19 protein-coding genes are annotated in these 25,929 nt (G+C 74.2%); 12 read left to right on the forward strand and 7 right to left on the reverse strand.

Annotation, left to right across the window (positions count from 1 at the left end; genetic code table 11):
* The first annotated feature begins 137 nt into the window (after positions 1–137).
* Positions 138–1,055: a lysylphosphatidylglycerol synthase transmembrane domain-containing protein gene (locus LE548_RS03300; RefSeq protein WP_308029880.1), complete on the forward strand. Its 918-nt coding sequence runs from the start codon at positions 138–140 to the stop codon at positions 1,053–1,055.
* A 39-nt stretch (positions 1,056–1,094) separates the two neighbouring features.
* A complete protein-coding gene (locus LE548_RS03305) occupies positions 1,095–1,859 on the forward strand; it encodes a crotonase/enoyl-CoA hydratase family protein (RefSeq protein ID WP_225095076.1) in 765 nt (254 codons plus the stop codon).
* A gap of 46 nt (positions 1,860–1,905) precedes the next feature.
* Here LE548_RS03305 and LE548_RS03310 read toward each other — a convergent pair whose 3' ends face one another.
* From LE548_RS03310 to LE548_RS03320, 3 genes are read right to left on the reverse strand one after another with little or no spacing between them, the layout of a single operon-like run.
* Positions 1,906–3,378: an FAD-dependent oxidoreductase gene (locus LE548_RS03310; RefSeq protein ID WP_225095077.1), complete on the reverse strand. Its 1,473-nt coding sequence runs from the start codon at positions 3,376–3,378 to the stop codon at positions 1,906–1,908.
* Positions 3,379–3,392: 14 nt separating this feature from the next.
* A complete protein-coding gene (locus tag LE548_RS03315; protein ID WP_225095078.1) occupies positions 3,393–4,796 on the reverse strand; it encodes an FAD-dependent oxidoreductase in 1,404 nt (467 codons plus the stop codon).
* Positions 4,793–6,223: an FGGY family carbohydrate kinase gene (locus tag LE548_RS03320; RefSeq protein ID WP_225095079.1), complete on the reverse strand. Its 1,431-nt coding sequence runs from the start codon at positions 6,221–6,223 to the stop codon at positions 4,793–4,795. The genes LE548_RS03315 and LE548_RS03320 overlap by 4 nt, the downstream gene beginning before the upstream one ends.
* 253 nt (positions 6,224–6,476) lie before the next feature.
* On the opposite strand from LE548_RS03320, the gene LE548_RS03325 reads away from it, so the two are divergent.
* The 8 genes from LE548_RS03325 to LE548_RS03360 all read left to right on the forward strand — a co-directional run bounded on the left by LE548_RS03325 (position 6,477) and on the right by LE548_RS03360 (position 17,509).
* Positions 6,477–7,454, forward strand: a complete 978-nt coding sequence (locus tag LE548_RS03325) for a hypothetical protein (protein ID WP_225095080.1) — start codon at positions 6,477–6,479, stop codon at positions 7,452–7,454.
* Positions 7,455–7,503: 49 nt separating this feature from the next.
* Positions 7,504–9,060 carry an amino acid permease gene (locus tag LE548_RS03330; protein WP_225095081.1) on the forward strand — a complete coding sequence of 519 codons (1,557 nt, stop codon included), beginning with the start codon at positions 7,504–7,506 and terminating at the stop codon, positions 9,058–9,060.
* 183 nt (positions 9,061–9,243) lie between these two features.
* Positions 9,244–10,329 (forward strand): mechanosensitive ion channel family protein, encoded by a 1,086-nt coding sequence (locus LE548_RS03335; protein WP_225095082.1) that lies wholly within the window; start codon positions 9,244–9,246, stop codon positions 10,327–10,329.
* Positions 10,330–10,478: 149 nt separating this feature from the next.
* Positions 10,479–12,698 carry an NADP-dependent isocitrate dehydrogenase gene (locus LE548_RS03340; RefSeq protein WP_225095083.1) on the forward strand — a complete coding sequence of 740 codons (2,220 nt, stop codon included), beginning with the start codon at positions 10,479–10,481 and terminating at the stop codon, positions 12,696–12,698.
* 229 nt (positions 12,699–12,927) lie between these two features.
* Positions 12,928–14,241 carry a bifunctional o-acetylhomoserine/o-acetylserine sulfhydrylase gene (locus tag LE548_RS03345; protein ID WP_225095084.1) on the forward strand — a complete coding sequence of 438 codons (1,314 nt, stop codon included), beginning with the start codon at positions 12,928–12,930 and terminating at the stop codon, positions 14,239–14,241.
* Between the two features lie 8 nt (positions 14,242–14,249).
* Entirely contained in the window at positions 14,250–15,377 is a 1,128-nt protein-coding gene (locus tag LE548_RS03350; protein ID WP_225095085.1) for a homoserine O-acetyltransferase, read from the forward strand.
* A 69-nt stretch (positions 15,378–15,446) separates the two neighbouring features.
* A complete protein-coding gene (locus tag LE548_RS03355; protein WP_225095086.1) occupies positions 15,447–16,226 on the forward strand; it encodes an N-formylglutamate amidohydrolase in 780 nt (259 codons plus the stop codon).
* A 59-nt stretch (positions 16,227–16,285) separates the two neighbouring features.
* Positions 16,286–17,509, forward strand: a complete 1,224-nt coding sequence (locus LE548_RS03360; protein WP_225095087.1) for a cytochrome P450 — start codon at positions 16,286–16,288, stop codon at positions 17,507–17,509.
* A 6-nt stretch (positions 17,510–17,515) separates the two neighbouring features.
* On the opposite strand, the gene LE548_RS03365 is transcribed toward LE548_RS03360, so the two are convergent.
* The 3 genes from LE548_RS03365 to LE548_RS03375 form a co-directional block, all read right to left on the reverse strand.
* On the reverse strand, positions 17,516–18,103 hold the full coding sequence (locus tag LE548_RS03365) for a hypothetical protein (protein WP_374116021.1): 588 nt from the start codon (positions 18,101–18,103) through the stop codon (positions 17,516–17,518).
* Between the two features lie 101 nt (positions 18,104–18,204).
* Positions 18,205–18,843, reverse strand: a complete 639-nt coding sequence (locus LE548_RS03370; RefSeq protein WP_225095088.1) for an RNA polymerase sigma factor — start codon at positions 18,841–18,843, stop codon at positions 18,205–18,207.
* Positions 18,840–20,279, reverse strand: coding sequence for a S8/S53 family peptidase (locus tag LE548_RS03375; RefSeq protein WP_225095089.1), 1,440 nt, complete (start codon positions 20,277–20,279; stop codon positions 18,840–18,842). Before LE548_RS03375 ends, LE548_RS03370 begins: the two co-directional genes overlap by 4 nt.
* A gap of 86 nt (positions 20,280–20,365) precedes the next feature.
* Between LE548_RS03375 and LE548_RS03380 the strand changes: the two genes are divergently transcribed.
* Positions 20,366–22,969, forward strand: coding sequence for a CHAT domain-containing protein (locus LE548_RS03380; RefSeq protein WP_225095090.1), 2,604 nt, complete (start codon positions 20,366–20,368; stop codon positions 22,967–22,969).
* A 3-nt stretch (positions 22,970–22,972) separates the two neighbouring features.
* Here the strand turns inward: LE548_RS03380 and LE548_RS03385 are convergent, their stop codons facing one another.
* Positions 22,973–24,700 (reverse strand): LuxR C-terminal-related transcriptional regulator, encoded by a 1,728-nt coding sequence (locus LE548_RS03385; protein WP_225095091.1) that lies wholly within the window; start codon positions 24,698–24,700, stop codon positions 22,973–22,975.
* Positions 24,701–24,795: 95 nt separating this feature from the next.
* On the opposite strand from LE548_RS03385, the gene LE548_RS03390 reads away from it, so the two are divergent.
* On the forward strand, positions 24,796–25,881 hold the full coding sequence (locus LE548_RS03390; RefSeq protein ID WP_225095092.1) for a M12 family metallopeptidase: 1,086 nt from the start codon (positions 24,796–24,798) through the stop codon (positions 25,879–25,881).
* Positions 25,882–25,929: the final 48 nt, after the last annotated feature.

Consider the following 25,929-nt stretch of genomic DNA (forward strand, 5'->3'; position numbering starts at 1 on the left):
CCACAGTCTGTAATCCGCCGTCCGCGCTCGCGCCACCCGCCGTTGGGACGGCACGGAAAACCTCTCGGGGTGTGACCCCCGTACACCCCTCCGAGCTGCGCCAGGGCCGCCTGCCGAGGCTCGCCCGGCGGCTGCCGGTGCGGCAGATCTTGTGTCTGCTCCCGCTCCTGCTCGTCACCGTCGTCGCCGTCCAGCACCGGTCGGTGCTCGTCGAGGGCTTCCGCCATCTGCGGACCGCCTCGTGGCCCTGGCTGCTCGCGGCGGGCGGGGCCACGTGTCTGACCTGGGTGGCCGCCGCCTTCACCCGGCAGGGCGCGGTGATCCAGCCGCTGCCCCGCTGGCGGCTGCTGGCCACGCAGTTCGCGGCCGGCTCGGCGAACCACCTGCTGCCGACCGGGCTCGGCGCCGGCGCGGTCAACCTGCGGTTCATGACGGTGTGCGGGGTGCCGCTCGCCCGCTCCTCCGCCGCGCTCGCGCTGTATCTGCTCGCCGAGTCGGTGGGCCGGCTGAGCCTGCTGACCGCGTTGCTGCTCGCCTTCCCCGACGCGCTGCGGCTCGGCACCCTGATCCCGGCCGGGGCGGTCGCCCCGCTGCTGGCGGTCGCGGGCGCCGTGCTCGCGGTGGCGGTGGCCGCGCTGTCCCTCGTACGACGGCTGCGCGCGGCCGTGCTCGGCTTCGTCCGCACGGCGCTCGGCGAGGCCCGCTCGGTGCACATGCGCCCGGCGCGGGCACTCGCACTGTGGGGCGGTTCGCTGGCCTTTCCGGCGCTGCAGGCCGCCGGTCTGGTGGCGGTCGGGCAGGCGCTGGGGCTGGGGGTGCCTCCGGCCCACATGGCGCTGGCGTACCTGGCCGCGACGGTGGCGGTGGCGCTGGTGCCCACCCCGGGCGGGCTCGGCTCCGTCGAGGCCGCGCTGATCGTGGCGCTGGTGGCGGCGGGCGGCCCGGTGGCGGTGGCCACGGCGGTGGTGCTCGCCTACCGGATCATCACCGTGTGGGTGCCGCTGGTGCCGGGGGCGCTGACCCTGGGGGCGCTGGTGCGGCTGAAGGTCATCTGAGGCAGAGTGGCCCTCCCAGCCGAAGCAAGGGAGTGCGCCGTGCCGGTCCGCGTGGAGCGCAAGGAGTACGTCACCACGGTCGTCCTGTCCCGGCCCGCGGCCCGCAATGCGGTCGACGGCCCCACGGCCGCCGAACTCGCCGCCGCCTTCCGGGAGTTCGAGGCGGATGACGGTGCCCGGGTGGCGGTGTTGTGGGGTGAGGGCGGGACGTTCTGCGCGGGCGCGGACCTGAAGGCGATCGGTACGGAGCGCGGCAACCGGGTGGCCGAGGACGGGGACGGGCCGATGGGGCCGACCCGGATGCGGCTGTCCAAGCCGGTGATCGCGGCGGTGGCCGGGCACGCGGTCGCGGGCGGTCTGGAACTCGCCCTGTGGTGCGATCTGCGGGTCGCGGAGGAGGACGCCGTCTTCGGCGTGTTCTGCCGCCGCTGGGGCGTACCCCTGATCGACGGCGGCACGCTCCGGCTGCCCCGGCTGATCGGCGCCGGCCGGGCCATGGACATGATCCTGACCGGCCGCCCGGTCCCGGCCCGGGAGGCGTACGAGATGGGCCTCGCCAACCGCGTGGTGCCCACGGGGTCCGCCCGCGCCGAGGCCGAGACGCTGGCGGCCGGGATCGCCCGCTTCCCGCAGGCCTGTCTGCGCAGCGACCGCGCGTCGGTCCTCGACCAGGAGGGCCTGGACGAGGAGGCGGCCATGCGCACCGAACTCCGGCACGGCATGGGCGTACTGGCACAGAGCGCCCAGGGCGCCGCCCGGTTCGCGTCGGGGGCGGGGCGGCACGGGTCGTTCAGCGAGATCTGAGCGGGCGGGCGGGACCGCGTGCGGTCCCGCCCGGGGCAGGTGCCGGTCACGCTTCCGCGCTCACCCGCACCTGTCCGCCCTCGGGATCGACGCGGTGGTGCCAGCCGGCACCGAGGGTCAGGGTGCGATGGGGCAGGACGGTGCCGGGGACGCGGCGCTCGTGGTGCAGGAGGCGGCCGTCCTGGCGGACGTACAACGCGGGTCGGTGCAGCGGGACTTCGGTGCGCAGGACGTACTGCTCCGGCCGGGCCGCCGGGCTGACGCGGTTCGGGGCGATCCAGCGCAGCGGGGCCTCGACGGTGAGCGGAAGTCCGGGGCCGGGCCAGCCCGCGCCCGTGCCCGTGCCCGTGCCGAGGAAGTCCAGGACGGCTCCGGCCGCGCGGGCGCCCTCGCGGGCCGCGGTGGCGGCGGGTTCGACGGCATGCAGGACGTTCCCGGCGGCGAAGACCCCGTACCGCGAGGTGTGCAGGGAACCGTTCACGGCGGGGCCGCGGGTGCCGGCGTCCAGGACGAGGGCGCCGCGGCGGGCGAGTTCGTGGTCGGGGATGAAGTCGCCGGTGAACACGACGGTGTCGCAGGCCAGGACGGTGGTACGGCCGTCACGGTGGCGCACCCGGACCCCGGACAGGCGTCCGTGGCCGAGGATTTCGGTGACCGTGGTCTCCGTCAGCAGCGCGATACCGCGACCCAGCCGGACCGACTGGGCACGATACAGCGGGACTTGGGCGCGAGGCTGTTCCGTGACCAGGGCCACGACCTCCGCCCCGGCCGCGCGTACGGTGTCGGCCGCCGCGTAGGAGACGTTCTCGGCGCCGACGACGACCGCGCGGGCGCCGATGTGCTGCCCGAACAGGTGGACGGCCTGCTGGAGTTCACCCGTGGTGCAGACCCCGGCGGGACGGGTCCCGGGCACCAGCCGGGCCGTGCAGGGGCGTTCACGGGCACCGGTTGCGAGGACGACGGCCCGCGCGGCGATGGTCTCGTGACCGCCGGGGCCGACGACGCGAAGCACCGGCCCTCGCTCCGGACCGACGGCGTGACGCCCGAGACCACCGCCCACGGCACCGGCACCGGCCACTCCCTCCGGCACGCGCCGGCCCACCCCGGACGGCACCGCCGCAGACGCCCCGCCCTGATCCGGGGTACCCCGTCCCGCCTCGGCCACCCTCGCCCCCGGCAGGCCCGGGGAGGCCATGGCACCCGACGACGCCCCCCAGTCCAGGACGGTCACCCCGGTCCGGATCACGGCGCCCGCCCGCGCTGCCGCCTCCGCCAGCAGGTGGGCGTACTCGGGGCCGGTCCGCGGGCGGCTGCGGCTCCCGAAGCCGCCGTGGGCACAGTGCCGGGGCACTCCCCCGGCCTCCTGCTCCCGCTCCAGCACCTCGACCCGGCCGGCTCCGGAGGAGGCCAGCCTGGCGGCGGCGACCAGCCCGGCGGGCCCCGCACCGACGACCAGGACGTCGGCCCGTCGGCTGGACGGGTCCGGTACGTCATGCCCCGTCCCGCCGGTCCCCGACACGCTTCCCCCGGCCGTCACGCCCGCGCCCTCTCGAACAGCTCCTGCACCGCCGCCCCGCAGTAGAAGCCCTGGCAGCGACCCGCGCGGGCCCTGGTCCGGCGGCGCAGGCCCGCCAGGGTGCGGGGTGGGATCGGGCCGGCCAGGGCGTCGCGGATCTCGCCTCGGGAGACGCGTTCGCAGTGGCAGACCAGAGTGCCGTACTCGGGGTCGGCGGCGATGAGTTCGGGGCGCTGGTAGGGGCGTGGGAAGGACTCGCCGAGGTTGGGCATGGTCACCGGTTCCAGTTCGCGTCGCGGGCCGAGGTCGAGGCCTGTTTCCGCCAGCAGGCCGGTGACGTGGGCGGCGATCGCCAGGGACGCGGTCAGGCCGGTGGAGCGGATGCCGCCGACGGTGACGTAGCCCTGTCCGGCGTGGGCGGAGATGCGGTAGTCCTCCTGGCCGGTGGCCGCGCGCAGTCCGGCGTAGACGGCGGTGACCTCCTCCTGAAGCAGGTCGGGCAGGATACGGCGGCCCTTGTCCCGCAGTCCGGCGAGGCCCTCGGCGGTGGAGCCGGTGGCCCGCTTGTCGTCCAGGTCCTCGGCGGTGGGGCCGAGCAGGACGTTGCCGTAGACGGTGGGTGCGACCAGGACGCCCTTGCCGAGCGCGGTCGGGACCGGCAGGAGGATGTGCCGGACGAGGGGGCGGGCGAGCTTGTCGTACACCAGCAGCTGGCCGCGGCGCGGGGTGACGGTGAAGTCCTCGTGGCCGAGGAGGCGGTCGACCGTGTCGGCGTGCAGTCCGGCCGCGTTGACCAGGCGGCGGGCGTGCAAGGTGCCGCGGGAGGTCAGCAGGCGATGGCCGCCGTCCTGCCGACTCGCGTGCTGCACAGACGTGTTGAGGTGCAGGTCCACTCCCGCGCGGACCGCCTGCGTGGCGTACGCCAGAGTCGTCGTCCAGGGGCAGATGATGCTCTCGCCGGGGACGTGCAGGGCGCCGAGCGCGCCGGGTCCGAGGCGGGGTTCGCGGGCGTACAGCTCGCCGGGGCTCAGCGGGCGCGTCTCGTGGTAGCCGTTGCGCTCGGCCTTCGCGGCCAGCCGGGGCAGGGCGGCGAGCTGCTCCTCGTCCCAGGCGACCAGCAGGGCGCCGACGCGTTCGACGGGGATGCCGGTCTCAGCCGCATAGGCGCCGAGCCGCTCGTAGCCGTCGCGGACCAGGCGGGCCTCCAGGGTGCCGGGGGCCGCGTCGAAACCGGTGTGCAGGATCGCGGTGTTGGCCTTGGAGGTGCCCTGGCCGACGTCGTCCTGGGCCTCCACCAGGGCGATGCGCAGCCGGGGGTGGCGGGCGAGCGCGCGGGCGATGGCGCAGCCGACCACTCCGGCGCCGACGACCGCCACGTCGTACGCCGTCTCGGGCAGTGGCCCGTCCGCGGTGACGGTCATGAGCCGAGCAGGGACTGGACGGCGGCGCGGAAACGGTCGCGGCGTGCGGCGGCCTGGTCGGCGCTGATGCGGGGCTCGTACACGGCGGCGGGCTCCCCGTCGGGCAGGGCCTGGTCGACGCCCAGGGTACGGTCCGCGCCCAGACGGGCGAGCGTGGCGGCGCCGAGGGCGGTGGCGTCGGGCAGCGCGGACACCTCGACGGGGCGTTGCAGCAGGTCGGCCTGGGTCTGCATGAGGAGCGCGGAGCGGGTCAGGCCGCCGTCGACGCGCAAGCCGTCGAGGCCGGTGCCGAGGTCGCTCGCGGCGGCGTCGGCGAGTTCGGCGACCTGGGCGGCAATGCCCTCGCACAGGGCGCGCACGAGGTGGCCGGGGGTGGTGTCGAGGCCGAGTCCGGTGAGGGAGCCGCGCAGGTCGCCGCGCCACCAGGGGGCGGCGAGTCCGGCGAGGGCGGGGACGAAGGTGACGCCGCCGCTGTCGGGGACGGCGCCGCCGACGGGGTCGAGGTCGGCGGCGCAGGAGAGGACGCCGAGATCGGTGAGCCAGCGGACGGCGGAGGCGGCCGTGTAGACCTGGCCGTCGAGGCAGTAGCCGGTGGTGCCGGCGAGCCGCCAGGCGACACAGCCGACCAGGCCGGAGGTGCTGCGCCGGGGCCGGTCGCCGGTGTGCGCGAGCAGGAACGCGCCGGTGCCGTAGGTGCACTTGGCGGTTCCGGGGCGGGTGACGCGCTGGGCGAGCAGGGCGGCCTGCTGGTCGACGGCCAGGCCGGTGAGCGGGATGTCGTCGCCGAATGCCGTCGTCGTGCCGATGTGCTGGGCGTTGTCCGTCACCCGCGGGAGCTGTTCGTCCGCCAGGCCGTAGATCTCCAGCGCCCGCTGCGACCACTGGGCGCTGTCCAGGTCGAGGAGCTGGGTGCGGCCGGCGGTGGCGGCGTCGGTGGCGAAGGTGCCGGTGAGGCGGTGGACCAGCCAGGCGTCGGAGGTGGTGACGACGCCCTCGCGGGTGAGCCTGCGACGGATCCAGGCCATCTTGGGGGCGGCGAAGTACGCGTCGAGGGGCAGACCGGTCAGGTGGCGCAACTCGTCGGCGTGATCGGCCAGTTCGGCACAGACCGACTCGGCGCGGCGGTCCTGCCAGACCAGGGCGTCGGTGAGCGGGCGGCCGGTGACCGGGTCCCAGGCCAGGACGGTCTCGCCCTGGTTGGCGAGGCCCAGGGCCACGACCGGCTCGGCGGCCTCGGCGAGCGCCTGGCGGCCGGCGGTGAGCACCGAGTCGTAGAGCTCGGCGGGGTCCACCTCGACCAGGCCGCCGGGCAGATACCGGGGGCGGACCTCGGCGAAGCCGGTGCCGAGGACCCCGCGCTCCGGGCAGACCACGAGCGCCTTGGTGCCGGACGTGCCCTGGTCGACGGCGAGCACCGGCCCCGTCATCGCACCTTCTCCCGTCGCACCTCGAAGATCACACCGCGTCAGCCTGCCGTCGCGCCGCGTCCGGAGTCAAGCACCGGCGGACATTCAACTCGCGGGATAAATAGTTGAGTTGACAACAATGGTGGGGTGCAACCTCCCCCTCTATAGTGACCGCCGACCACCGCACCGCACCTCAATCCCCGCCCACAGGAGGGCTGTTGCTACGCCACCCCGCCACCTCGCCGATGCGCCAGTGGCCCGGGACCGACGGCTGATGGCCCGAGAAGGAGCACGCCCCTCCTATGACCCCGCCGGTCCGGACCGCGCCCTGCGCGCCGCGTTGCAGGACCTGCGCACCGGCCGCTGGATGGCCATGCGCACGCTTCTCGCGGACACCCGGGACTGGTGGCAGTGGACCCAGCGCACCCAGGTCCTCGCGGCGGCCGCCGCCGGCACCGACGTGGTGCGGGCCTGGCTCGCCGAGGAGCCGGGCAGCGTGCACGCCGTGGTGATGCACGCCCGGGTGGCGGTGGAGCGGGCTCTTCGCGCGCAGCGCGAACGGCACCGCCGTACCCACGAGTTGTGGATCGAGGCCTGGGACGCCGCCCAGTCCGCCACCCGCAGCGCCCCGCACGACCCGGTGCCCTGGGTGTGTCTGCTGGCGCTCGCCCAGCTGGACCCGGAGCAGCGCTGGGAGGAGCACCGGGCGCCCGCGCCCGAGCCGATGCTGCCGCCGGGCCCCTGGGGACTGCTGGCCGAGGCGGGCAAGCGGGACCCGCACAACCGCGAGGCGCACCACCGGATGCTGCAGTTCCTGTACGCGCGCGGCGGCACGGGCCGGCTCGCGGAGGCCGCCGGCTACGCGCACTGGGCCGCCGCGCAGGCCCCGGCCGGCTCCGCGCTGCACGTGCTGCCGCTGTACGTCCGGGTCGAGCGCTACCGGCGCGACAGCGGCCATGACGCGGCGCTCGACCTGCACTGGGTGGCGGAGGACGCGGCCCGCGAGGCGCGGCGCGCCCTGCACGCGTGGTTCGAGCACACCCGCCGCGACGAACGCTCGCTGCTGGACCTCAACCATCTGGCCCACGCCCTGTGGGGGTCCCTGCAATTCCCCGACGCGGCCCGGGTGTTCGACGCGGTCGGCCCGTACTTCACACCCCCGCCCTGGATGTACCGCACCCCCGACCGCCACCGGGCCCTGGAGATCTTCCTCCAGGCCCGCGACCGCTGCCGGGCGGCGACCCGCCCCTGAACGCAACGCCCCACGTCCGCAACCCCGTCGACCGGAGGATCCCCCCCGCATGTCCGCCACCCCCGACCCCTCGCCCTCGCCGTCCCCCTCGCTCCCGGCCTCGCCGGGCCTGCTCCAGCAGGACGAGGAGCAGCGGCTGCGTGAACTCGGCTACCGGCCGGTGCTGGCCCGCCGCATGGGCGGCTTCGGCAACTTCGCGATCAGCTTCTCGGTGATCTCGATCCTGTCCGGCTGCATGACGCTGTACGGCTTCGGCCTGAACACCGGCGGTCCCGCCGTGATGCTGTGGGGCTGGGCGGGCGTCGGCCTGTTCGTGCTGTGCGTCGGTCTCGCGCTCGCCGAGGTCACCAGCGCCTATCCGACCTCGGGCGCGCTGTACTACATGGCCGACCGCCTCGGCGGGCCGCGCTGGGGCTGGTACACGGGCTGGCTGAATCTGCTCGGTCTGCTCGGCGCGATCGCCGGTATCGACTACGGCGCGGCCCTGTTCGCCGGCGCGTTCGCGAACCTCCAGTGGGGCTTCACACCGACGCCCGGCAAGACCATGCTGATCTTCTGTGCCATCCTCCTGCTGCACGCGGTGCTGAACCTGTTCGGCGTCCGCCTGGTCAGCCTGCTCAACTCGATCAGCGTGTGGTGGCATCTGGCGGGCGTCGCGCTGATCGTCGGCGTGCTCGCGATCGTCCCCGACCACCACCGGTCGGCGTCCTTCGTGTTCACGAAGTTCGTCAACGAGACCGGCTGGCACAACCCGGTCTACGTGGCGGCGATCGGCCTGCTGCTCGCGCAATACACGTTCTCCGGCTACGACGCCTCCGCGCATCTGTCGGAGGAGACCTCGCAGGCGTCGGTGTCCGCGGCCAAGGGCATCGTGCGCTCCATCTGGGCGTCCTGGATCGCCGGCTTCGTCCTGCTCGCCGGACTGACCTTCGCCATCCAGGACTACGACGCCACCCGCAACACCGCGACCGGGGTGCCGCCCGCGCAGATCCTGCTCGACGGGCTCGGCACCGACGGCGCGAGCGCGCTGCTGCTGGTCGTGATCATCGCCCAGCTCTTCTGCGGCAACGCCGAGGTGGCCGCGGCCAGCCGGATGGTGTTCGCGTTCAGCCGGGACGGCGCGCTGCCCGGTTCGCACCTGTGGCGCAAGGTCAGCGGCCGCACCCAGACACCGGTCGCCGCCGTGTGGCTGTCCGTCGTCGTGGCCGGCGTCCTCGCCCTGCCGTCGCTGTACTCGGCGACCGCGTACAACGCGGTGACCGCCATCAACGTCATCGGGATCACGCCCGCCTACGCCATCCCGGTGCTGCTACGGCTGCGCGCGGGCGACCGTTTCCAGCCGGGGCCGTGGCAACTGGGCCGCTGGAGCAAGCCGATCGGCTGGATCGCGGTGATCTGGGTCGCCGCCGTGACCGTGCTGTTCTGCCTGCCGCAGGCCTCGCCGGTGACCGTCGACACGATGAACTACGCCTCGGTGGCGCTCGCCGTGGTCCTGGTCCTCGCGAGTGTCTGGTGGTACGTCGCCCGCCGCTCGTACGGCACGCCGACGGCCGCCGCGTACGGCAACGACCGTGACCAGGCCGAACTCGCGGAGGGCATCATCTGAGCCGGCTGCCCGCGGGACGCCGGTCCGGGTGCGAACTGGTGTTCCGGATACGGCAGGATGAACGATCGCGCCGGTGGGCGGAGTTCCTCCGGCCGGCGCGTTCGCACATCCCGCACAGCAAGCAGGTGACCACGTGACGAGACGTCCCCCCTTTGCAGCCGCCGCAGTCCCCGGAGGTGACCGGTGAACCGCGCGCTGACCCTGGACGACCTCGTCCTCGCCGGCATCTCCCTCGCGGCGGGCCTGTTGCTCGCCTTCCTGTCACGCACCCTGCTGCGCTGGCTCGCGAAGCACGCCAAGCGCACCAGGTGGAGCGGAGACGACGTCATCGTGGACGCGCTGCGCTCGGTCGTGCCATGGGCGGCGATCGCGGGCGGCGCCGCGGCGGCAGCGGCCGCACTCCCCCTCACCCGGACCGTGCAGCACCACACGAACCAGTTCCTGCAGGTGTGGCTGATCTTCGTGGTGACCCTGTCCGCGGCCCGGGTGATCGCGGGCCTGGTCCGCACGGTCACCCAGTCCCGCTCGGGCGTGGCGGGGTCGGCGACCATCTTCGTCAACATCACCCGCGTCCTGGTGCTCGCGATCGGCTTCCTGGTCGTCCTGCAGACGCTGGGCATCTCCATCGCACCCATGCTGACCGCCCTGGGCGTCGGCGGTCTGGCGGTGGCCCTGGCTCTGCAGGACACGCTCGCCAACCTCTTCGCAGGCATCCACATCCTGGCCGCCAAGACCGTCCAGCCGGGCGACTACATCCGCCTCAGCAGCGGCGAGGAGGGCTACGTCGTCGACATCAACTGGCGCCAGACGACGGTCCGCCAGCTGTCCAACAACCTGGTGGTCATCCCCAACGGCCAGCTCGCCAAGGCCAACATGACCAACTACACGCGCCCCGAGCAGCGGCTGACGATCCTGGTCCAGGTCGGTGTGTCGTACGACGCCGACCTGGAACACGTCGAGCGGGTGACGTCGGAGGTCGTCGCGCAGACCATGCGCGAGGTCGAGGGCGCCGTCCCCGACCACGAGCCCGCGGTCCGCTTCCACACCTTCGGCGACTCCCGCATCGGCTTCACGGTGATCCTCGGCGTCGGCGAGTTCAGCGACCAGTACCGCATCAAACATGAATTCATCAAGCGCCTGCACCGCCGCTACCGCGCGGAGGGCATCCGCATCCCGGCCCCGGCCCGCACGGTCGCGCTCCAGCAGGGGGCCGTGGTGATTCCGCAGCAGCGCAGCGGGGAGGACGTGACCCCGGGAGCCGTGGAGTAGTACGCACGTTCGAAATGACGGGAGTGTCCCGGCCGGCGGGGCCGGACGACGGGAAAACGGCGGGCCACTCCCGGACCCCTGTCGAGCCGGCCCCGATCACGAGATATCTTGATGTCGAGCAATGTTGCAGACGTGGAGCGGAGCACCCGGTGACTGACTCGACCATCATCTACACCTACACAGACGAGGCCCCGGCCCTGGCGACGCATTCGTTCCTGCCGGTGATCCAGGCGTACGCCTCGCAGGCCGGTGTGCCGGTCACGACGCGCGACATCTCGCTGGCCGGGCGCATCATCGCCCACTTCCCGGAGTACCTGAACGAGGACCAGCGCATCCCGGACGCGCTGGCCGAACTGGGCGACCTGGCCAAGACGCCCGAGGCCAACATCGTCAAGCTGCCGAACATCTCGGCGTCCATCCCGCAGCTGCGCGCCGCCGTCGCCGAGCTCCAGGGCAAGGGCTACGCGCTGCCGGACTACCCGGACGACCCGAAGACCGACGAGGAGCGCGAGATCCGCGCCCGCTACGACAAGGTCAAGGGCTCCGCCGTCAACCCGGTGCTGCGTGAGGGCAACTCCGACCGCCGCGCCCCGGCCTCGGTGAAGAACTACGCCAAGACCCACCCGCACCGCATGGGCGCCTGGAGCTCCGACTCCAAGACCGAGGTGGCCACCATGGGCGTGGACGACTTCCGCTCCACGGAGAAGTCCGTGGTGATCTCCGAGGCGGGTGCGCTGCGCATCGAGCTCAAGGGTGACGACGGCTCGACCACCGTGCTGCGCGAGTCGGTCCCGGTCCTTGAGGGCGAGGTCGTCGACGCCTCCGTGCTGCGCGTCGCCGCGCTGCGCGAGTTCCTGACCGCGCAGGTCGCCCGCGCCAAGCAGGAGGGCGTCCTGTTCTCCGTGCACCTGAAGGCCACGATGATGAAGGTCTCGGACCCGATCATCTTCGGTCACGTGGTGCGCTCCTTCTTCCCGAAGACGTTCGCGAAGTACGGCGAGACGTTCGCCGCCGCCGGCCTGACCCCGAACGACGGTCTGGGCGGCATCCTCAAGGGCATCGAGGCCCTGCCCGAGGGCGCCGAGATCAAGGCCTCCTTCGACGCCGAGCTGGCCGAGGGCCCCGCACTGGCCATGGTCGACTCCGACAAGGGCATCACCAACCTGCACGTCCCCTCCGACGTGATCGTGGACGCCTCGATGCCGGCCATGATCCGCACCTCCGGCCACATGTGGGGCCCGGACGGCCAGGAGGCGGACACCCTCGCGGTGCTGCCGGACTCCTCCTACGCCGGTGTCTACCAGGCCGTGATCGAGGACTGCCGCGCCCACGGCGCCTACGACCCCTCGACCATGGGCTCCGTCCCGAACGTCGGCCTCATGGCGCAGAAGGCCGAGGAGTACGGCAGCCACGACAAGACCTTCGAGATCCCGGTCACCGGCACCGTCCGCCTGGTCGACCAGGCCGGCAACGTCGTCCTGGAGCAGACCGTCTCGGCCGGCGACATCTTCCGCGCCTGCCAGACCAAGGACGCCCCGATCCGCGACTGGGTCAAGCTGGCCGTCACCCGCGCCCGCGCCACCGGCGACCCGGCCGTGTTCTGGCTGGACGAGGACCGCGCCCACGACGCCCAGCTGATCGCCAAGGTCAAGCAGTACCTGCCGGAGCACGACACCGAGGGCCTGGACATCAGGATCCTGTCCCCGGTCGAGGCCACCAAGCTGTCGGTGGAGCGCATCCGCCGCGGCGAGAACACCATCTCGGTCACCGGCAACGTGCTGCGTGACTACCTGACCGACCTGTTCCCGATCCTGGAGCTGGGCACCAGCGCCAAGATGCTGTCGGTCGTCCCGCTGATGGCGGGCGGCGGCCTGTTCGAGACGGGCGCCGGCGGCTCCGCGCCCAAGCACGTCCAGCAGCTGGTCAAGGAGAACTACCTGCGCTGGGACTCCCTCGGCGAGTTCTTCGCCCTGGTGCCGTCCTTCGAGCAGTACGCCGAGGCCACCGGCAACACCCGCGCCAAGGTCCTCGCCGACACCCTCGACCGCGCCACGGCGACCTTCCTCAACGAGGACAAGTCCCCGACCCGTCGCGTCGGCGGCATCGACAACCGCGGCAGCCACTTCTACCTGTCCCTGTACTGGGCGCAGGAGCTGGCCCGGCAGACCGACGACGCCGACCTGGCCAAGGCGTTCGCGCCGCTGGCCGAGTCCCTCGCGGCCGACGAGCAGAAGATCGTGGACGAGCTGATCGCCGTCCAGGGCAAGCCGGCCGACATCGGTGGCTACTACCAGGTCGACAAGGCCAAGGCGGACGCCGTCATGCGCCCGTCGGCGACCTGGAACGCGGCGCTCGCGTCCCTGAGCTAGTGCCCACGGCGCCCGAGCCGACCCCCTGACTCCGCCCCGGCCGGTATCCACCGGCCGGGGCGGAGCCGTGTGCGGGGTGACGGGATCCGGTCGCCGGTGTTGCCGGACATTGCGCCGGCATGTCGTCCGTGACGTCCTCATGTCACGTTCCCTGCACGGCTGCCCGGGTCCGCCCCCGCGTGCTTCCCTCGTGCCACGTCCCGCCGCTCTCCCCCGCACGAGGAGCACCATGAGCACGCAGCCCGACACGTCGGCCTGGTCCTTCGAGACGAAGCAGATCCACGCCGGAGCCGCCCCCGACCCGGCGACCGGCGCCCGGGCGACACCGGTGTACCAGACCACGTCCTTCGTCTTCCGCGACACGCGACACGCGGCCGACCTGTTCTCGCTGGCCGAGCCCGGCAACATCTACACCCGCATCCACAACCCCACCACGGACGTGTTCGAGCAGCGGATCGCCGCGCTGGAGGGCGGGGTCGGCGCGGTCGCGCTCGCCTCGGGGCAGGCGGCCGAGACCCTGGCGATCCTGACGCTGGCCGGGGCCGGGGACCACATCGTCTCCAGCACCTCGCTGTACGGCGGCACGTACAACCTCTTCCGGCACACCCTGCCCAAGTTCGGTATCGAGGTGTCCTTCGTGGACGACCCGGACGACCCCGAGGCCTGGCGGGCGGCGATCCGGCCGACCACCAAGGCACTGTTCGCCGAGTCGCTCGGCAACCCGCGCGGCAATGTGCTCGACGTGCGGGCGGTCGCCGACGTGGCCCACGCGGCCGGGGTCCCGCTGATCGTGGACAACACCGTGCCGACCCCGTATCTGCTGCGGCCGATCGAGCACGGCGCCGACATCGTGGTGCACTCGGCGACCAAGTTCCTGGGCGGGCACGGCACCGCCATCGCCGGTGTCGTGGTGGACGGCGGCACCTTCGACTTCGGCGCGCACGCCGACCGCTTCCCGGACTTCTCCGAGCCCGACCCGAGCTACCACGGTCTGCGCTACTGGCCGGCGCTCGGCCCGGGCGCGTTCGCGGTCAAGCTGCGCGTGCAGCTGCTGCGCGACCTCGGCCCGGCGCTCTCCCCGCACTCGGCGTTCCTGCTGCTCCAGGGCGTGGAGACGCTGAGCCTGCGGCTGGAGCGGCACACCGCCAACGCGCAGGCCCTCGCGGAGTGGCTGGAGCAGCGCGACGAGGTGTCGGTCGTCCACTATCCGGGCCTGGAGTCCAGCACGTGGTACGACGCCGGGCAGAAGTACCTGCCGCGCGGGGCCGGTGCCGTGATCTCCTTCGAGCTGCGCGGCGGGGTCGAGGCGGGCAAGCGGTTCGTGGACGCCGTCGAGCTGTTCAGCCATCTCGCCAACATCGGTGACGTGCGCAGCCTGATCATCCATCCGGCGTCCACCACGCACAGCCAGCTCACCGAGGAGCAGCTCGCGGCGACCGGCACCGCTCCGGGCCTGGTGCGGCTGTCGGTCGGCATCGAGAACCTGGCCGACCTCAAGGCGGACCTGGAGGCCGGCTTCCGCGCGGCCAAGGGCACGTCCTGAGCACGCGGATGACCGAGAGCGGGGCGCCGGTCACCGGGGCCTGGCGCGAGGGGGATCCGCCGGGCCACCGGAAGTGGTGGACCGCCGAGAAGCCGCTCCCGCTGGAGGCGGGCGGTGAACTCCCGGGCGTACGGCTGGCGTTCGAGACATGGGGGCGGCTCGCGCCGGACGCGTCCAACGCAGTGCTGGTCCTCCACGCGCTGACCGGCGACAGCCACGCCACCGGCCCCGTCGGCCCGGGCCATCCCTCCCCCGGCTGGTGGGCGGGGCTGGTGGGCCCCGGTCTGGCCCTGGACACCGACCGCTGGTTCGTGGTGGCGCCCAATGTGCTGGGCGGCTGCCAGGGCAGCACCGGCCCCGCCTCCCCGCGTCCGGACGGCCGCCGGGCCTGGGGCGGTGCCTTCCCCTTCCTCACCCAGCGCGACCAGGTGGCGGCGGAGGCCGCGCTCGCGGACACGCTGGGCATCGCGCGCTGGGCGCTGGTCGTCGGCGGCTCGATGGGCGGGATGCGGGCCGTGGAGTGGGCGGTGTCGTACCCGGAGCGGACCGGTGCGCTGCTGCTGCTCGCCACCACGGCGGCGGCGAGCGCGGAGCAGATCGCCTGGGCCGGCATCCAGCTGCACGCCGTCCGCGCCGACCCGCACTGGCAGGGCGGCGACTACCACGGAACGGGCCACGGCCCGCACGCCGGCCTGGGCCTGGCCCGCCGCCTCGCCCAGGTCACCTACCGCAGCGAACCGGAACTGACGGCCCGCTTCGGCCGGGCCCCGCAGGACACCGAGGACCCCTGGCAGGGCGGCCGCTACCAGGTCGAGTCCTACCTGGACCATCACGCGGCGAAGCTGGTGCGCCGATTCGACGCGGGCAGCTACGTCGTCCTCAGCGAGGCGATGAACGCCCACGACGTCGGCCGGGGCCGAGGCGGACTCCGCACCGCCCTGGCCCGCGTGACGGCTCCCACCCTGGTGGCCGGCATCGACTCCGACCGCCTCTATCCACTCGCCCAGCAGCGGGAGCTGGCCGCGCTGATCCCGGGCGCGGACGCAGTACGCGTGATCGAGTCTGCGTACGGGCACGACGGGTTCCTGATCGAGACGGGGCAAGTGGGTGTGCTGGTGCGGGAGTTGCTCGGCTGACGCAGGCGCCGGGGTCGCGGTGTGGCACGGTGGTCCCGACGCCGTCACCCAGACCTCCCGGAGCCGCCCGTGTCCGCCTTCGACCTGCTTCCCGGCGCCCCCGACTCACCGGTACTGCTGCACGTGCCCCACTCGGCGCGGGCGATTCCCGAGGTCGTGCGCCACGGAATCGTGCTGGACGACACCGCTCTGGAGCGGGAGCTGGACCACATCACGGACGCGCACACCGCCGAACTGGCCGAGCGGGCGGCCGAGTTGGCGGGGCTCACCCCCTGGCGGTTCGTGAACCGGCTGTCCCGGCTGGCCGTGGACCCGGAGCGATTCCCGGACGAGCGGGAGGAGATGGCGGCCGTCGGAATGGGTGCCGTGTACACCCGGACCACGCACAAGGACGAGCTGCGCCGGCCGGACACCGATCCGGAGCCGCTGCTGGCGCGGTACTTCCGGCCGTACGCACGGGCCGTGACCGAGGCGGTGGCGGCCCGGCTGGCGGCCACCGGGCGGGCCGTGATCATCGACGTGCATTCGTATCCGACCGAGCCGCTGCCCTACGAGTTGCACGGCACCGGACCGCGCCCACCCGTGTGCCTGGGCACGGACGCCTTCCACACCCCACCGGAACTGCTTCAGGCGGCTCGGCAGGCGTTCGCGGGCTTCGGGGGGACCGGGCTGGACAGCCCGTTCGCGGGGACGTACGTGCCGCTGGAGTTCTACGGCACCGACGCCCGTGTCAGTGCCCTGATGGTGGAGATCCGGCGGGACACCTATATGGCGGAGCCCGGAGGGGCTGCCGGGCCGGGGGTGGAGCGGCTGGCCACAGCGCTGGCCGCGCTCGTCGACACGGTGTAGGACTCCGGCTGGAGCATTCCCGCAGGACACCGGCCCGCCCCCGTACCAGGGTGGAATGCATGACCGAGGAGACCACGCTCACCGGCCAGGCCCCGCCCCCCGTGCGGGACTGGCCCACGCCCGACCTGGACGGGACGGACTTCGACCCGGTCCTCGCCGGCCTGATGCGCGAGGGTCCGCTGACCCGGATCCGGCTGCCGTTCGGCGAGGGCTGGGCGTGGCTGGCGACCCGCTACGACGACGTGAAGCTGATCACCAACGACCCGCGCTTCAGCCGGACGGAGGTGACACACCGTCAAGTGACCCGGATGGCACCGAACTTCGCGCCCCGCCCCGGCTCGCTCGCCTGGGCCGACCAGCCCGACCACAACCGGCTGCGCAAGCCCGTCGCCGGTGCCTTCACGGTGAGCGCCATGAAGCGGTTGCGGCCCCGCGCCCAGGCGATCCTGGACGAACTGGTAGACGGCGTCGTACGCGACGGGCCGCCCGCCGATCTGATCGAGCGGGTGCTGGAGCCGTTCCCGCTCTCCGTGGTCAGCGAGGTGATGGGCGTGCCCGCCGCCGACCGGGCGCAGGTGCACGCCTGGACCCGGGAGATCATCTCCACCAACGGGGTCGAGGCGGCGGGCGCCGCCAAGGAGGGCCTGTACGGGTGGATCACCGCGACCATCCGGGCCCGGGCCGCGAGCCCGGGAGAGGACGTCTACTCGATGCTCGGCGCGGCCGTCGCACGGGGGGACATCAGGGAGGAGGAGGCCGTCGGGCTCGCCGGCCCGCTGCAGATCGGCGGCGAGGCGGTCACGCACAACTGCGGCCAGATGCTGTATCTGATGCTGACCCGGCCGGAGCTGATGGAGCGGATGCGGGCGCGGCCCGAGGCACGCGGCCCGGTGCTGGACGAGCTGTTCCGGTGGATCCCGCACCGCAGCTCGGTCGGGCTCGCCCGGATCGCGCGGGAGGACGTGGAGATCGCCGGTCACCGGATCGCGGCGGGCGAGCCGGTGTACGTCTCCTACCTCGCCGCCAACCGTGACCCGGCCGTCTTCCCCGACCCGGACCGCATCGACCCCGACCGCGACCCGAACCCGCACGTGGCGTTCGGCAACGGCCCGCACTTCTGCACCGGCACGCTGCTGGCCCGGCTGCAGACCGAGTTGCTGGTCGACACGCTGCTGGAGCGGCTGCCGGGGCTGCGGCTCGCCGTGCCGCCGGAGCAGGTGCGGTGGCGGCACCGGACCATGATCCGCGGGCCGCGGACGCTGCCAGTCACCTGGTCCGCCTGACCGGGTTCAGGCCCGCAGCCACTCCGTGACGATCACGTCCGCGCCGGTCCGCAGCCTGAGGGCGAAGGGACCGGCCGGGGGTGTGTCGCTGGTGAAGCGGCCGAGGGTGTCGACCGTGACGGGGCGGATGGTCTGCGGGCCGCCGAGCACCTCGATGCGCGCCGAGCTCGGCGGCAGCACCTGCCCGATCAGGCCGTCCTCGGTGACCTCGACGTCGACCGTCACCTCGCCCGCGCGGAACGTCAGCATCCGCGGAGGGTCCGTGACGCCCCTGACCGGCAGCGCGTCCACCAGCGAGTCGAAGGTCAGCTCGGCGATCTGTGCGTCCAGGTCGTGCAACGCGTAGGCGTCCAGGGCCAGTTGGCGCAGGACGTCCGGGACCGGGTCCAGCACGGCGGCCGCCTGCCGCAGCTCCTCCTCCAGCAGCGCGTCCACGAACTCGCCGTCATCAGCGACCTCGTGGGGCGGACCGTCGCCGTCCTCCACACCCCCGGGAAGCGGACCCTCACCGACCGGACCGCTGACAGCCTCCGCACCCTCATCGGGCGAGCCGCCGGCGCCCCCCGCGCCGTTCAGGGGCAGGCCGTCTCCCATGCCCTCCGGGGACAGGCCGCCGCCCGGGCTCCCGCCCCCGTGGGGCACGCCGCTGCCCTCGTCCGCGCTCTCGGGGCGCACCCCGTTGCCGTCGTCGCCGCTCATGCCGCACCCCGTGCGTCCATCCGGGCCCGCAGTCGGCGCAGACAGCGCTGGCGCAGGGGCCCGATACTGCCGACCGCGATACCGAGCGCGGCCGAGATCTCCACATAGCTGGGCGGCGGGGAGGCGACCAGCACCCGCAGCAGCTGCCGGCAGCGCTCCCCCATTCCGTCCAGCTCCTGCCACAGGCGGCGGGCCCGCTCGGCACGGTCCGCCGCCTCCTCGGAGTCGATCAGCGACTCCTCGGGGGTCCGGTCGTCGCTGGCCCGGTCGAGCACCTGCGGATCGTCCGTCAGGGTCAGCCGGGCCAGGCTCCTGAGCACTTTCAGGCACTCGTGACGCGCCGTGCTGGCCAGCCAGGCGCCGGCCTTGTCGGGTTCGCGGATCCGCCCCAGATGCTGGGCGAAGCGGAACCACACGGTCTGGTAGACCTCGTGTGCGTCGGCGTCGGAGAGCCGGTGGGCGCGCACCACCGACCACACCAGCGGACTCATCCCCTCCACCAGCGCCTTCCAGGCCGCGGCGTCCCCGTCGACGGCGGACTGGACCAACGCCCCGACCTCTGTACGGTCCACGGCTCCACCCCTCGTGTACGGCACGTCATCGTACGCCGTGGAGCGGAGAGTCCCGGTCCTCATACGGGCACGGCCGGGTCGGCGACGGACACCGGGCGCCAGGTGGGAGGCCTGAGCACCGGGACACGCGCCCCGCGCACCTCCGCGCTGCCGGTGGCCGCCGCGAGGAGCCCGTCGCGGGCGGCGCGCGGGTCGCGCTCGCCGTACGCCGTCATGTGCGCGGCGACGAGGCCCGCGACCACCGGCGTGGCGAAGGAGGTGCCGCTCCACTGGGCGAGCCCGTCGAACATCACCTGGTGCGGCTTGGCCCCGGTGCTCTCCCGGCCCTCGCTCAGCACGCCGGTGTGGCGCGGGAACTGGCAGGTGCAGGAGTAGTCGTAGTCGAACCGGCAGCCGTCGTAGGTGGAGTGCTGGTAGACGTAGGGCACGGGCGTGTCGAAGCCGGCGAGGGCGCTGGTGAGGCGCTCGCCGGGGGCGAAGACCTGTACCCAGGGCCCGTGGTTGCTGAAGCAGGCCTCGCTCTCGCCGTCCGCGCTCAGCGCGCCGACCGACAGCACGCTGTCGGCGTACTCGGGCAGGCCGGCGTAGGCGGCGGGCCAGAACGGGGCGTGGCTGGAGTTGTTGCCGGCGGCGGCCACCAGCAGGGTGCGCTGCTCGCGCAGTTCGCGCATGAACGCGTCGAGGCCGAGGAGGCCGTCCGTGACGCCCTCGGTGGTGGTGCCGGCGGAGAGGCTGATGATGTCGGGCCAGCCGCCCTCGTCGACCGCCGCGAAGAGCCGGGCGCCGAACTCGGACTCCAGGATCGCGCCCGCGTCGCTCAGCGTGTTGCGGACGGTCACCGCGGTGTTGGGCGCGACGGCCGCGAGGATCCCGGCGATGAACGTGCCGTGGCCGACGTACTGGCGCAGCACCCCGTCGGCGTCGGTCTCGGCCGGCTCGATGTCGCCCGCGGTGTGGGCGAGCGGCGGGTAGGCGTCGTGGTCGTGCACGAGACCGGTGTCGATCACGAGGACGCGGGCGGCGGTGCCGGCGTCGTAACGGCCCTCGGCGACGGCCGGGTTGGCCGGCTGGGTGCGCGCGACCGGCACCGGCTCGTCGCCGGGGCAGGCGTTGACCCCGCCCGCGATGTGCACCACGTGGTTGCGGCTCACCAGCCGGCGGCTCCGGCGGGCCTCGGCCTCGCGCAGGGCGCGCAGGGCGTGCGGGACGGTGTCGGCGCCCTCGGCCGGGTCGCCGATGCGGATGCGGGTGACGCCCGTGCGGTTGGTGTGCGGGCCGTCCCGGCGCACATGGTCGGGCACGAGGCCCGCGGTCTCCGTGAAGTGGGCGCGCACGGTGTCCTCGACGAGGCGGGCCTCCTCGCCGTCCCGGGCGAGGACGACGCCCTTCTCGTACAGGAAGTGCGCGTCGCCGTCGTCGTACGGGCCCATCGCCAGGGCGGTGCCGAGCATCGCCCGCTGGATGTGATCGAACTGCTCGTGGAAACGCTGTGGTGCCATGGTGTCTCCTCCCCCGACAAGACGGTGTTCGACAGTGAGAGTCCCGAGGACACCGTCTGATACAGCTGGCCACTACCATGCGAGACGTGACGGCGGGAAGCGAGTCAGTTTCCGAATTGCTGCCCTTGGTCTTCGCCGACCCGGGCGAGGCCCGAACGCGCGCGGAACAGGTGCTGCGGGCCGCACCGCCGCCGCTGCACGCCAGCGTCGCCCATCAGGTACTCGGCATCTGGCAGCGGGACTTCGGCGATCTCAAGGTGGCGCTCGGGCATCTGCGCCGGGCCCGGGACCTGGCCGCCCGCGCCGAGTCGGCCGACCGGGAGGCCGACGTGCTCGCGACCCTCGGGGTCGCACTGGTGCACGCGGGGCGCACGCGACAGGGGCTCACCTCCTTCGAGCGGGGTGTCGCCCGGGGCAGCGGACACACCCGGGCCCGGGTGCTGTACCGGCGGGCGTACGTGTGGTGGGTGCTGGGGCATCACCGGGAGGCGCTGGAGGACGTACGGCGGGCGCTGCCGGTGCTGCGGCAGGCCGGCGACGACATCTGGACGGCGCGGGCGCTGACCCTGCGGGCCACCGTGCATCTGGCGCTCGGCGCGGTGGACCGGGCGGTCGCGGACTTCACGGCGGCCGAGCGGCTGTGGGAGACCACCGGCCAGGAGCACGACAAGGCCGACGTGGTGGAGAGCCGGGGCCTGGCCGCGTTCCGCTCCGGGGACATCCCGGCGGCGCTGCGGCTGCTGGACGAGGCCGAGGAGCGTTACGCCAAGCTGGGCACCCCGACGTACATGCTGTCCATCCGGCGCTGCGAGGTGCTGATGGCGGCCGGGCTGGCCCCGGAGGCGCTGGCCGAGGCCGACGCGACGATCGCGCTGCTGGACCGGATCGGCGGGCAGACCACCCGCAAGGCCGAGCTGCTGCTGGCCGCCGCGTGTGCCGCCCGCTCGGCCGGGGACGCGCACACCGCCGTCGCCCGCGCCGCCGTCGCCGTACGGCTGTTCGCGGCCCAGCGGCGGATGTGGTGGGAGACGCATGCGCGGCTGGTGCTGATCGAGGCCCGGGTGACGGCCGGGCGCCGTTCGGGGCGGATGGTCGCGGACGCGGCGGCGGTCGCCGAGAAGCTGGCCTCGTTCGGTTCGCCCGCCGCGCCGGAGGCCTCGCTGCTCGCGGGCCGGATCGCGCTCGCGCTGGGCTGGACGGCGGACGCGGAGCGGCACCTGGCGGTGGCCGCGCGCAGCCGGTACGGCGGCCCGCCGCAGGCCCGGGTGACGGGCTGGGTGGCGCAGGCACTGCGGGCCCGTGCCGCGGGGTCCCGGCGCGGGGTGCTGGAGGCCTGCCGGCGCGGTCTGGACGTGCTGGACGACCACCGGATGACACTCGGCGCCTCGGAGCTGCGCGCCCATATCACCGCGCAGGGCGCCGAACTGGCCGCGCTGGCCCAGGAGGTGAGCCTCGCCCAGGGCAGTCCGCGGCGGCTGCTGGAGTGGAGCGAGCGCTGGCGGGCGACCGTCCTGTCCGCACCCCCCACCCGGCCGCCCGCCGACCCGGCGCTGCTGAGCGGGCTGACCGCCTACCGGGAGATAGCGGCCCGCGCGGAGGAGGCCCGGATGGAGGGCCGCCCGGTGCCCGCGCTGGAGCGCGAACAGCGGCGCCTGGAGCGGGAGATCCGCTCCCGCACCCACCACATCCGGGGCGCCGCGCCGCACGACGCGGACCGTTTCGAGGTGGCCCGGCTGCTGGACCGGCTCGGCGACGCCTGCCTGGTCGAACTCGCCGTCGTGGACGGGCGGGTGCATGTCCTGCTGTGCGGGCAGGGCCGGGTACGGCGGTTCGCCGGCGGCTGCGTGGCGGAGGCGCTGGCCGAGGCCGAGTACGTCCAGGCGGGTCTGCGGCGGCTCGCCCACCCCGGCGCCGACGCCCGGCTGCCGCTGGTGGAGGCGGGCGGCCGGCGCCTTCAGGAGCTGCTGCTGGGCGGGGCGGCGCGGCATCTCGGCGCCGGTCCCGTGGTGATCGTGCCGCCGGGCGCCCTGCACCGGGTGCCGTGGGCGCTGCTGCCCGCGCTGCGCGAGCGGGTGCTCAGCGTGTCGCCGTCGGCGGGCAGCTGGCTGCGCGCCCGCGAGACCGCGCCGCCGCCCGGCGGCCGGCACGTCCTCGTCCGCGGCCCTGGCCTCGCCACGGGCGGCGCCGAAGTCCCCGAAGTGGCCGGCCGGTACGGTACGGCGACGGTCCTGGAGGGCGACGACGCCCATGTCTCCCGGGTCCTGGAGCACCTCGACGGCGCGGCCCTCGCCCATCTCGCGGCGCACGGCACGTTCCGCGCGGACAGCCCGCTGTTCAGCAACCTGAGGATGGCCGACGGCCCGCTGATCGTGCACGACTTCGAGCGCCTGGCCCGCAGCCCGTACCGGATCATCCTCTCCAGCTGCGACACCGCCCGCCTCGCCTCGGTCGGCGCCGACGAACTCCTCGGCCTGGTCACCGCGTTGCTCCCGCTGGGCACGGCCGGGGTGGTGGCGAGCAGCGCCCCGGTCAACGACGCGGCGGTGGTCCCGCTGATGCTGGCCCTGCACAAGGGCCTCGACACGGGCCTCTCCCTGGCCGAGGCCCTCCGCGACGCCCGCGCGGCCCTCCCGGGCGACGCGGTGCACCAGGCGACGGGGTGGGCCTTCGCGGCGTTCGGGGCGGCATGAGGGTCACGCCGGCGCACACTCCGGCAGCTCGACCAGCCACGGCAGCGCCCCCCTGTCTCCCGTCCCCAAGCGGGTGTAGGCGCTGTACAGGTGATTGCCCACCGTCCGCACCGACAGCGTCAGCCGCTCGGCGATCTCCCGGTTGCTGAGCCCCGCCGCCGCCAGCGAGACGATCTGCCGCTGCCGGGCGGTCAGTTCGCCGAGGACCAGCCCGGCCAGCGCGGGCGTCCGCGCCCCCTGGCAGCGGCGGGCGAGCGCGACGGCCCGGGTGCGTGACAGCCGGGCCGCGCGCGGATCCCGGTGAGCGCGCACGGCCTGTGCGCACGCCTCCGCCGCGAACAGCAGGAACCCCCGCTCCTCCAGCGCCTCGGCGGCCCGGTCCAGTCCGGTCCCGTCCTCCCGCGTCAGCGCCTCGGCGTGCCGCGCGAACGCACTGTCCTGCGGCAGCCGCCCCACGACCGGCCCGGGCTCACCCCGGCGTACCGACTCGTACCGCGCGTACACGTCGTCGCCCGCAGCCGACTCACCGTCGATCAGCGAGAGTTCGGCGCGGCAGCCCTCGTCCCCGGGTGTCTCCCGCAACCCCTCCCGGGCCCACGCCGCCGCGTCCCTCAGTTCGCCCCGCAGCCGCGCGAACCGGGAGCGTACGGCGGCGTATCCGGCCGGGACCGCGGCGCCCTCGGCCACCAGCCACTCCCCCACCGGGGTGGGCACGGTCCGGACGTCCAGTTGCTCGATCCGCCGTGCGAGGGCCCGCCGTTCGGCCTCCAGGGCCGGTCCCAGGTCGCGGGGCTCACTGCTCAGGCGGCGGGCACGCAGGCGGCCGGTGGTGGCGCGCAGGGCCGGGCCGTGCAGGGGGTGGGCGAGGGTGACGGCGCCGGCGTCGTCGTCGACGTGGATCAGGCCGTCCGTCTCCAGCCGCTCCAGGACGCCGAGATCGAGGTCGTCCAGCGGCAGCGGCAGCGGCTCGGCGAAGGCCAGCCGCTCCAGCGTGTCGCGTTCGCCGGGACCGGAGCGCTCCAGCAGCGGGGCGAGCCGTTCGCGGACGGCCGGGGTGACCGGCAGCGCGCCGCGCCAGGCCCGCTCGCCGGTGCCCGCGACGGACACCGGCCGGCCGGCCCCGGTCAGCGCGGCCATCAGGTCCCGCAGCAGCCGTAGATCGCCCTGGCACACCGTGTGCAGGCGGCGCACGGTGAGCGGTTCCAGGCCGGCCGCGGCGAGCAGCTGCGCGGTGTCCTCGTACGGCAGCGGCGCCAGGGCCAGCCGGGGCAGCAGTTCCCCGGTCCACAGCCGGGACACCGCGCCGGGCGCGGGGGCGCCGTCCACCGCGGCCACGAGGAGCCGGGTGCGGCCGTGCACGGCGAGCTGGTGGACGAGGGCGGCGGAGGCCTCGTCCAGCAGATGGGCGTCGTCCACGACGAGCAGCCGTAGCCCGGACAGGATCCGCACGGCGCGCTGGGGCGAGACGGCGTCGGGCAGCAGGTGCGCGAAGGCGGCGAACGGCAGGTCGCGGGCCTCGGGCGTGCCGGTGACCCGGGCGTGGTCGGTGCCCCGCACCGCCTCCGTGATCAGCCGGGTCTTGCCGTGGCCGGCCGGTCCGGTCAGCACGATGCCGTGCCGCCCGGCGGCCCACGATGCGCGCACCTGCTCCAGTTCGTCCTCCCGGCCGGTGAACGGCCAGGGCGGCTGCGGTGTCGTCGCGGTCGTCGCGTCCTGTTCGTAAGTCCTCACACCATCAAGAGCGCGGGTACTCAGGTTTGATACAGGGTGACTTGAGTAGCCCTCGACTCAGGTGCCCGGCAGCGGTGGACGGGCACGCTGGGCGCATGACCCGACGCCTCTGCTCGCTGCCGCGGCGGCCGGCCCCGTGCTTCGCACCGGGGCTGACGGCCGAGCGGCTGGGCGCGCTGCTCGCGGGGCGGCGGATCTGGGTCAACGGCACGGTCCTGCACTACTACTTCTACGGCCACGGCTGCGACGCCTCCGTGATCCCGGTGCCCGGGACCGGGGAGCTGCGCCGGGTGCCGTGGGCCGGCGGGGAAGCACAGCGGGAGGCGGTCCGCGACGGTCTGCGCGAGTGGCAGGAGCTCGGCATCGGTGTCACGTTCACCGAGGTCGGCGACCGGCACGAGGCGGAGCTGCGGATCGGGTTCCAGGCCGGCGGCGGCTGCTGGTCGGCGGTGGGCCGGGAGGCGCTGTCGGTCGGCCGGGGCGAACGCACCATGAACCTGGGCTGGGACGTCACCGGGCCCGGGGAGCGGGGCACGGTCCTGCATGTGATCGGGCACGCGCTCGGCATGGTGCACGAGCACCAGAGCCCGTACGCCGGGCTCCACTGGGACGACGAGGCCGTGTACGCCGAGCTGGCGGGCCCGCCGAACTTCTGGAGCCGGGAGACCACGGACACGAACGTCCTGCGCTCGCTGGACGCGGGCGAGGCGAGCGGCTCGGTGTGGGATCCGCAGTCGGTGATGACGTTTCCGTTCGGGCCGGGGCTCGTGCTGGAGCCGGAGCAGTACCGCGGGGGGCTGCGTCCGTCCGGTGCTCCGTCCCCGGCCGACAAGGAGTTCGTGCTCCGCTGGTATCCGCCGGCCGCCCCGGCGGGGCCGGCCGCGCTGGTGCCGTTCCGCTCGGCTCCGCTCGGTCTCGGGCCGGGCGAGCAGGCCGATTTCACCGTCGAGCCGCCGGAGACCCGCGACTACACCGTGGGCACCTTCGGCGACGCCGACACCGTGCTCGTGGTCTTCGAGGAGCGTGACGGGGAGCCGCGCTTCCTCGCGGGCCACGACGACGGCGGCACGCCGGACAACGCCGCCGTCCGCGTCCGGCTCGTCAAGGGCCGCCGCTATGTGGTCCGGGTCCGGCTGTACTCGACCTGGGGTTCGGGGGAGACAGCGGTCATGTGCTGGTGACAGCGCAGGGACGACAGCCATAGTCCGGCGCCGGGGGAGCGGCCGCGG

Source organism: Streptomyces sp. CoH27, assembly GCF_020181035.1.
Classification (GTDB): Bacteria; Actinomycetota; Actinomycetes; order Streptomycetales; family Streptomycetaceae; genus Streptomyces; species Streptomyces camelliae.

Coding starts and splice junctions, on each gene's coding strand:
- LE548_RS03315 (WP_225095078.1), bottom strand. CDS start 4,796: ATGACCGTCACCGCGGACGGGCCACTGCCCGAGACGGCGTACGACGTG.
- LE548_RS03320 (WP_225095079.1), bottom strand. CDS start 6,223: ATGACGGGGCCGGTGCTCGCCGTCGACCAGGGCACGTCCGGCACCAAG.
- LE548_RS03325 (WP_225095080.1), top strand. CDS start 6,477: ATGGCCCGAGAAGGAGCACGCCCCTCCTATGACCCCGCCGGTCCGGAC.
- LE548_RS03330 (WP_225095081.1), top strand. CDS start 7,504: ATGTCCGCCACCCCCGACCCCTCGCCCTCGCCGTCCCCCTCGCTCCCG.
- LE548_RS03345 (WP_225095084.1), top strand. CDS start 12,928: ATGAGCACGCAGCCCGACACGTCGGCCTGGTCCTTCGAGACGAAGCAG.
- LE548_RS03350 (WP_225095085.1), top strand. CDS start 14,250: ATGACCGAGAGCGGGGCGCCGGTCACCGGGGCCTGGCGCGAGGGGGAT.
- LE548_RS03360 (WP_225095087.1), top strand. CDS start 16,286: ATGACCGAGGAGACCACGCTCACCGGCCAGGCCCCGCCCCCCGTGCGG.
- LE548_RS03365 (WP_374116021.1), bottom strand. CDS start 18,103: ATGGGAGACGGCCTGCCCCTGAACGGCGCGGGGGGCGCCGGCGGCTCG.
- LE548_RS03370 (WP_225095088.1), bottom strand. CDS start 18,843: ATGAGGACCGGGACTCTCCGCTCCACGGCGTACGATGACGTGCCGTAC.
- LE548_RS03375 (WP_225095089.1), bottom strand. CDS start 20,279: ATGGCACCACAGCGTTTCCACGAGCAGTTCGATCACATCCAGCGGGCG.
- LE548_RS03390 (WP_225095092.1), top strand. CDS start 24,796: ATGACCCGACGCCTCTGCTCGCTGCCGCGGCGGCCGGCCCCGTGCTTC.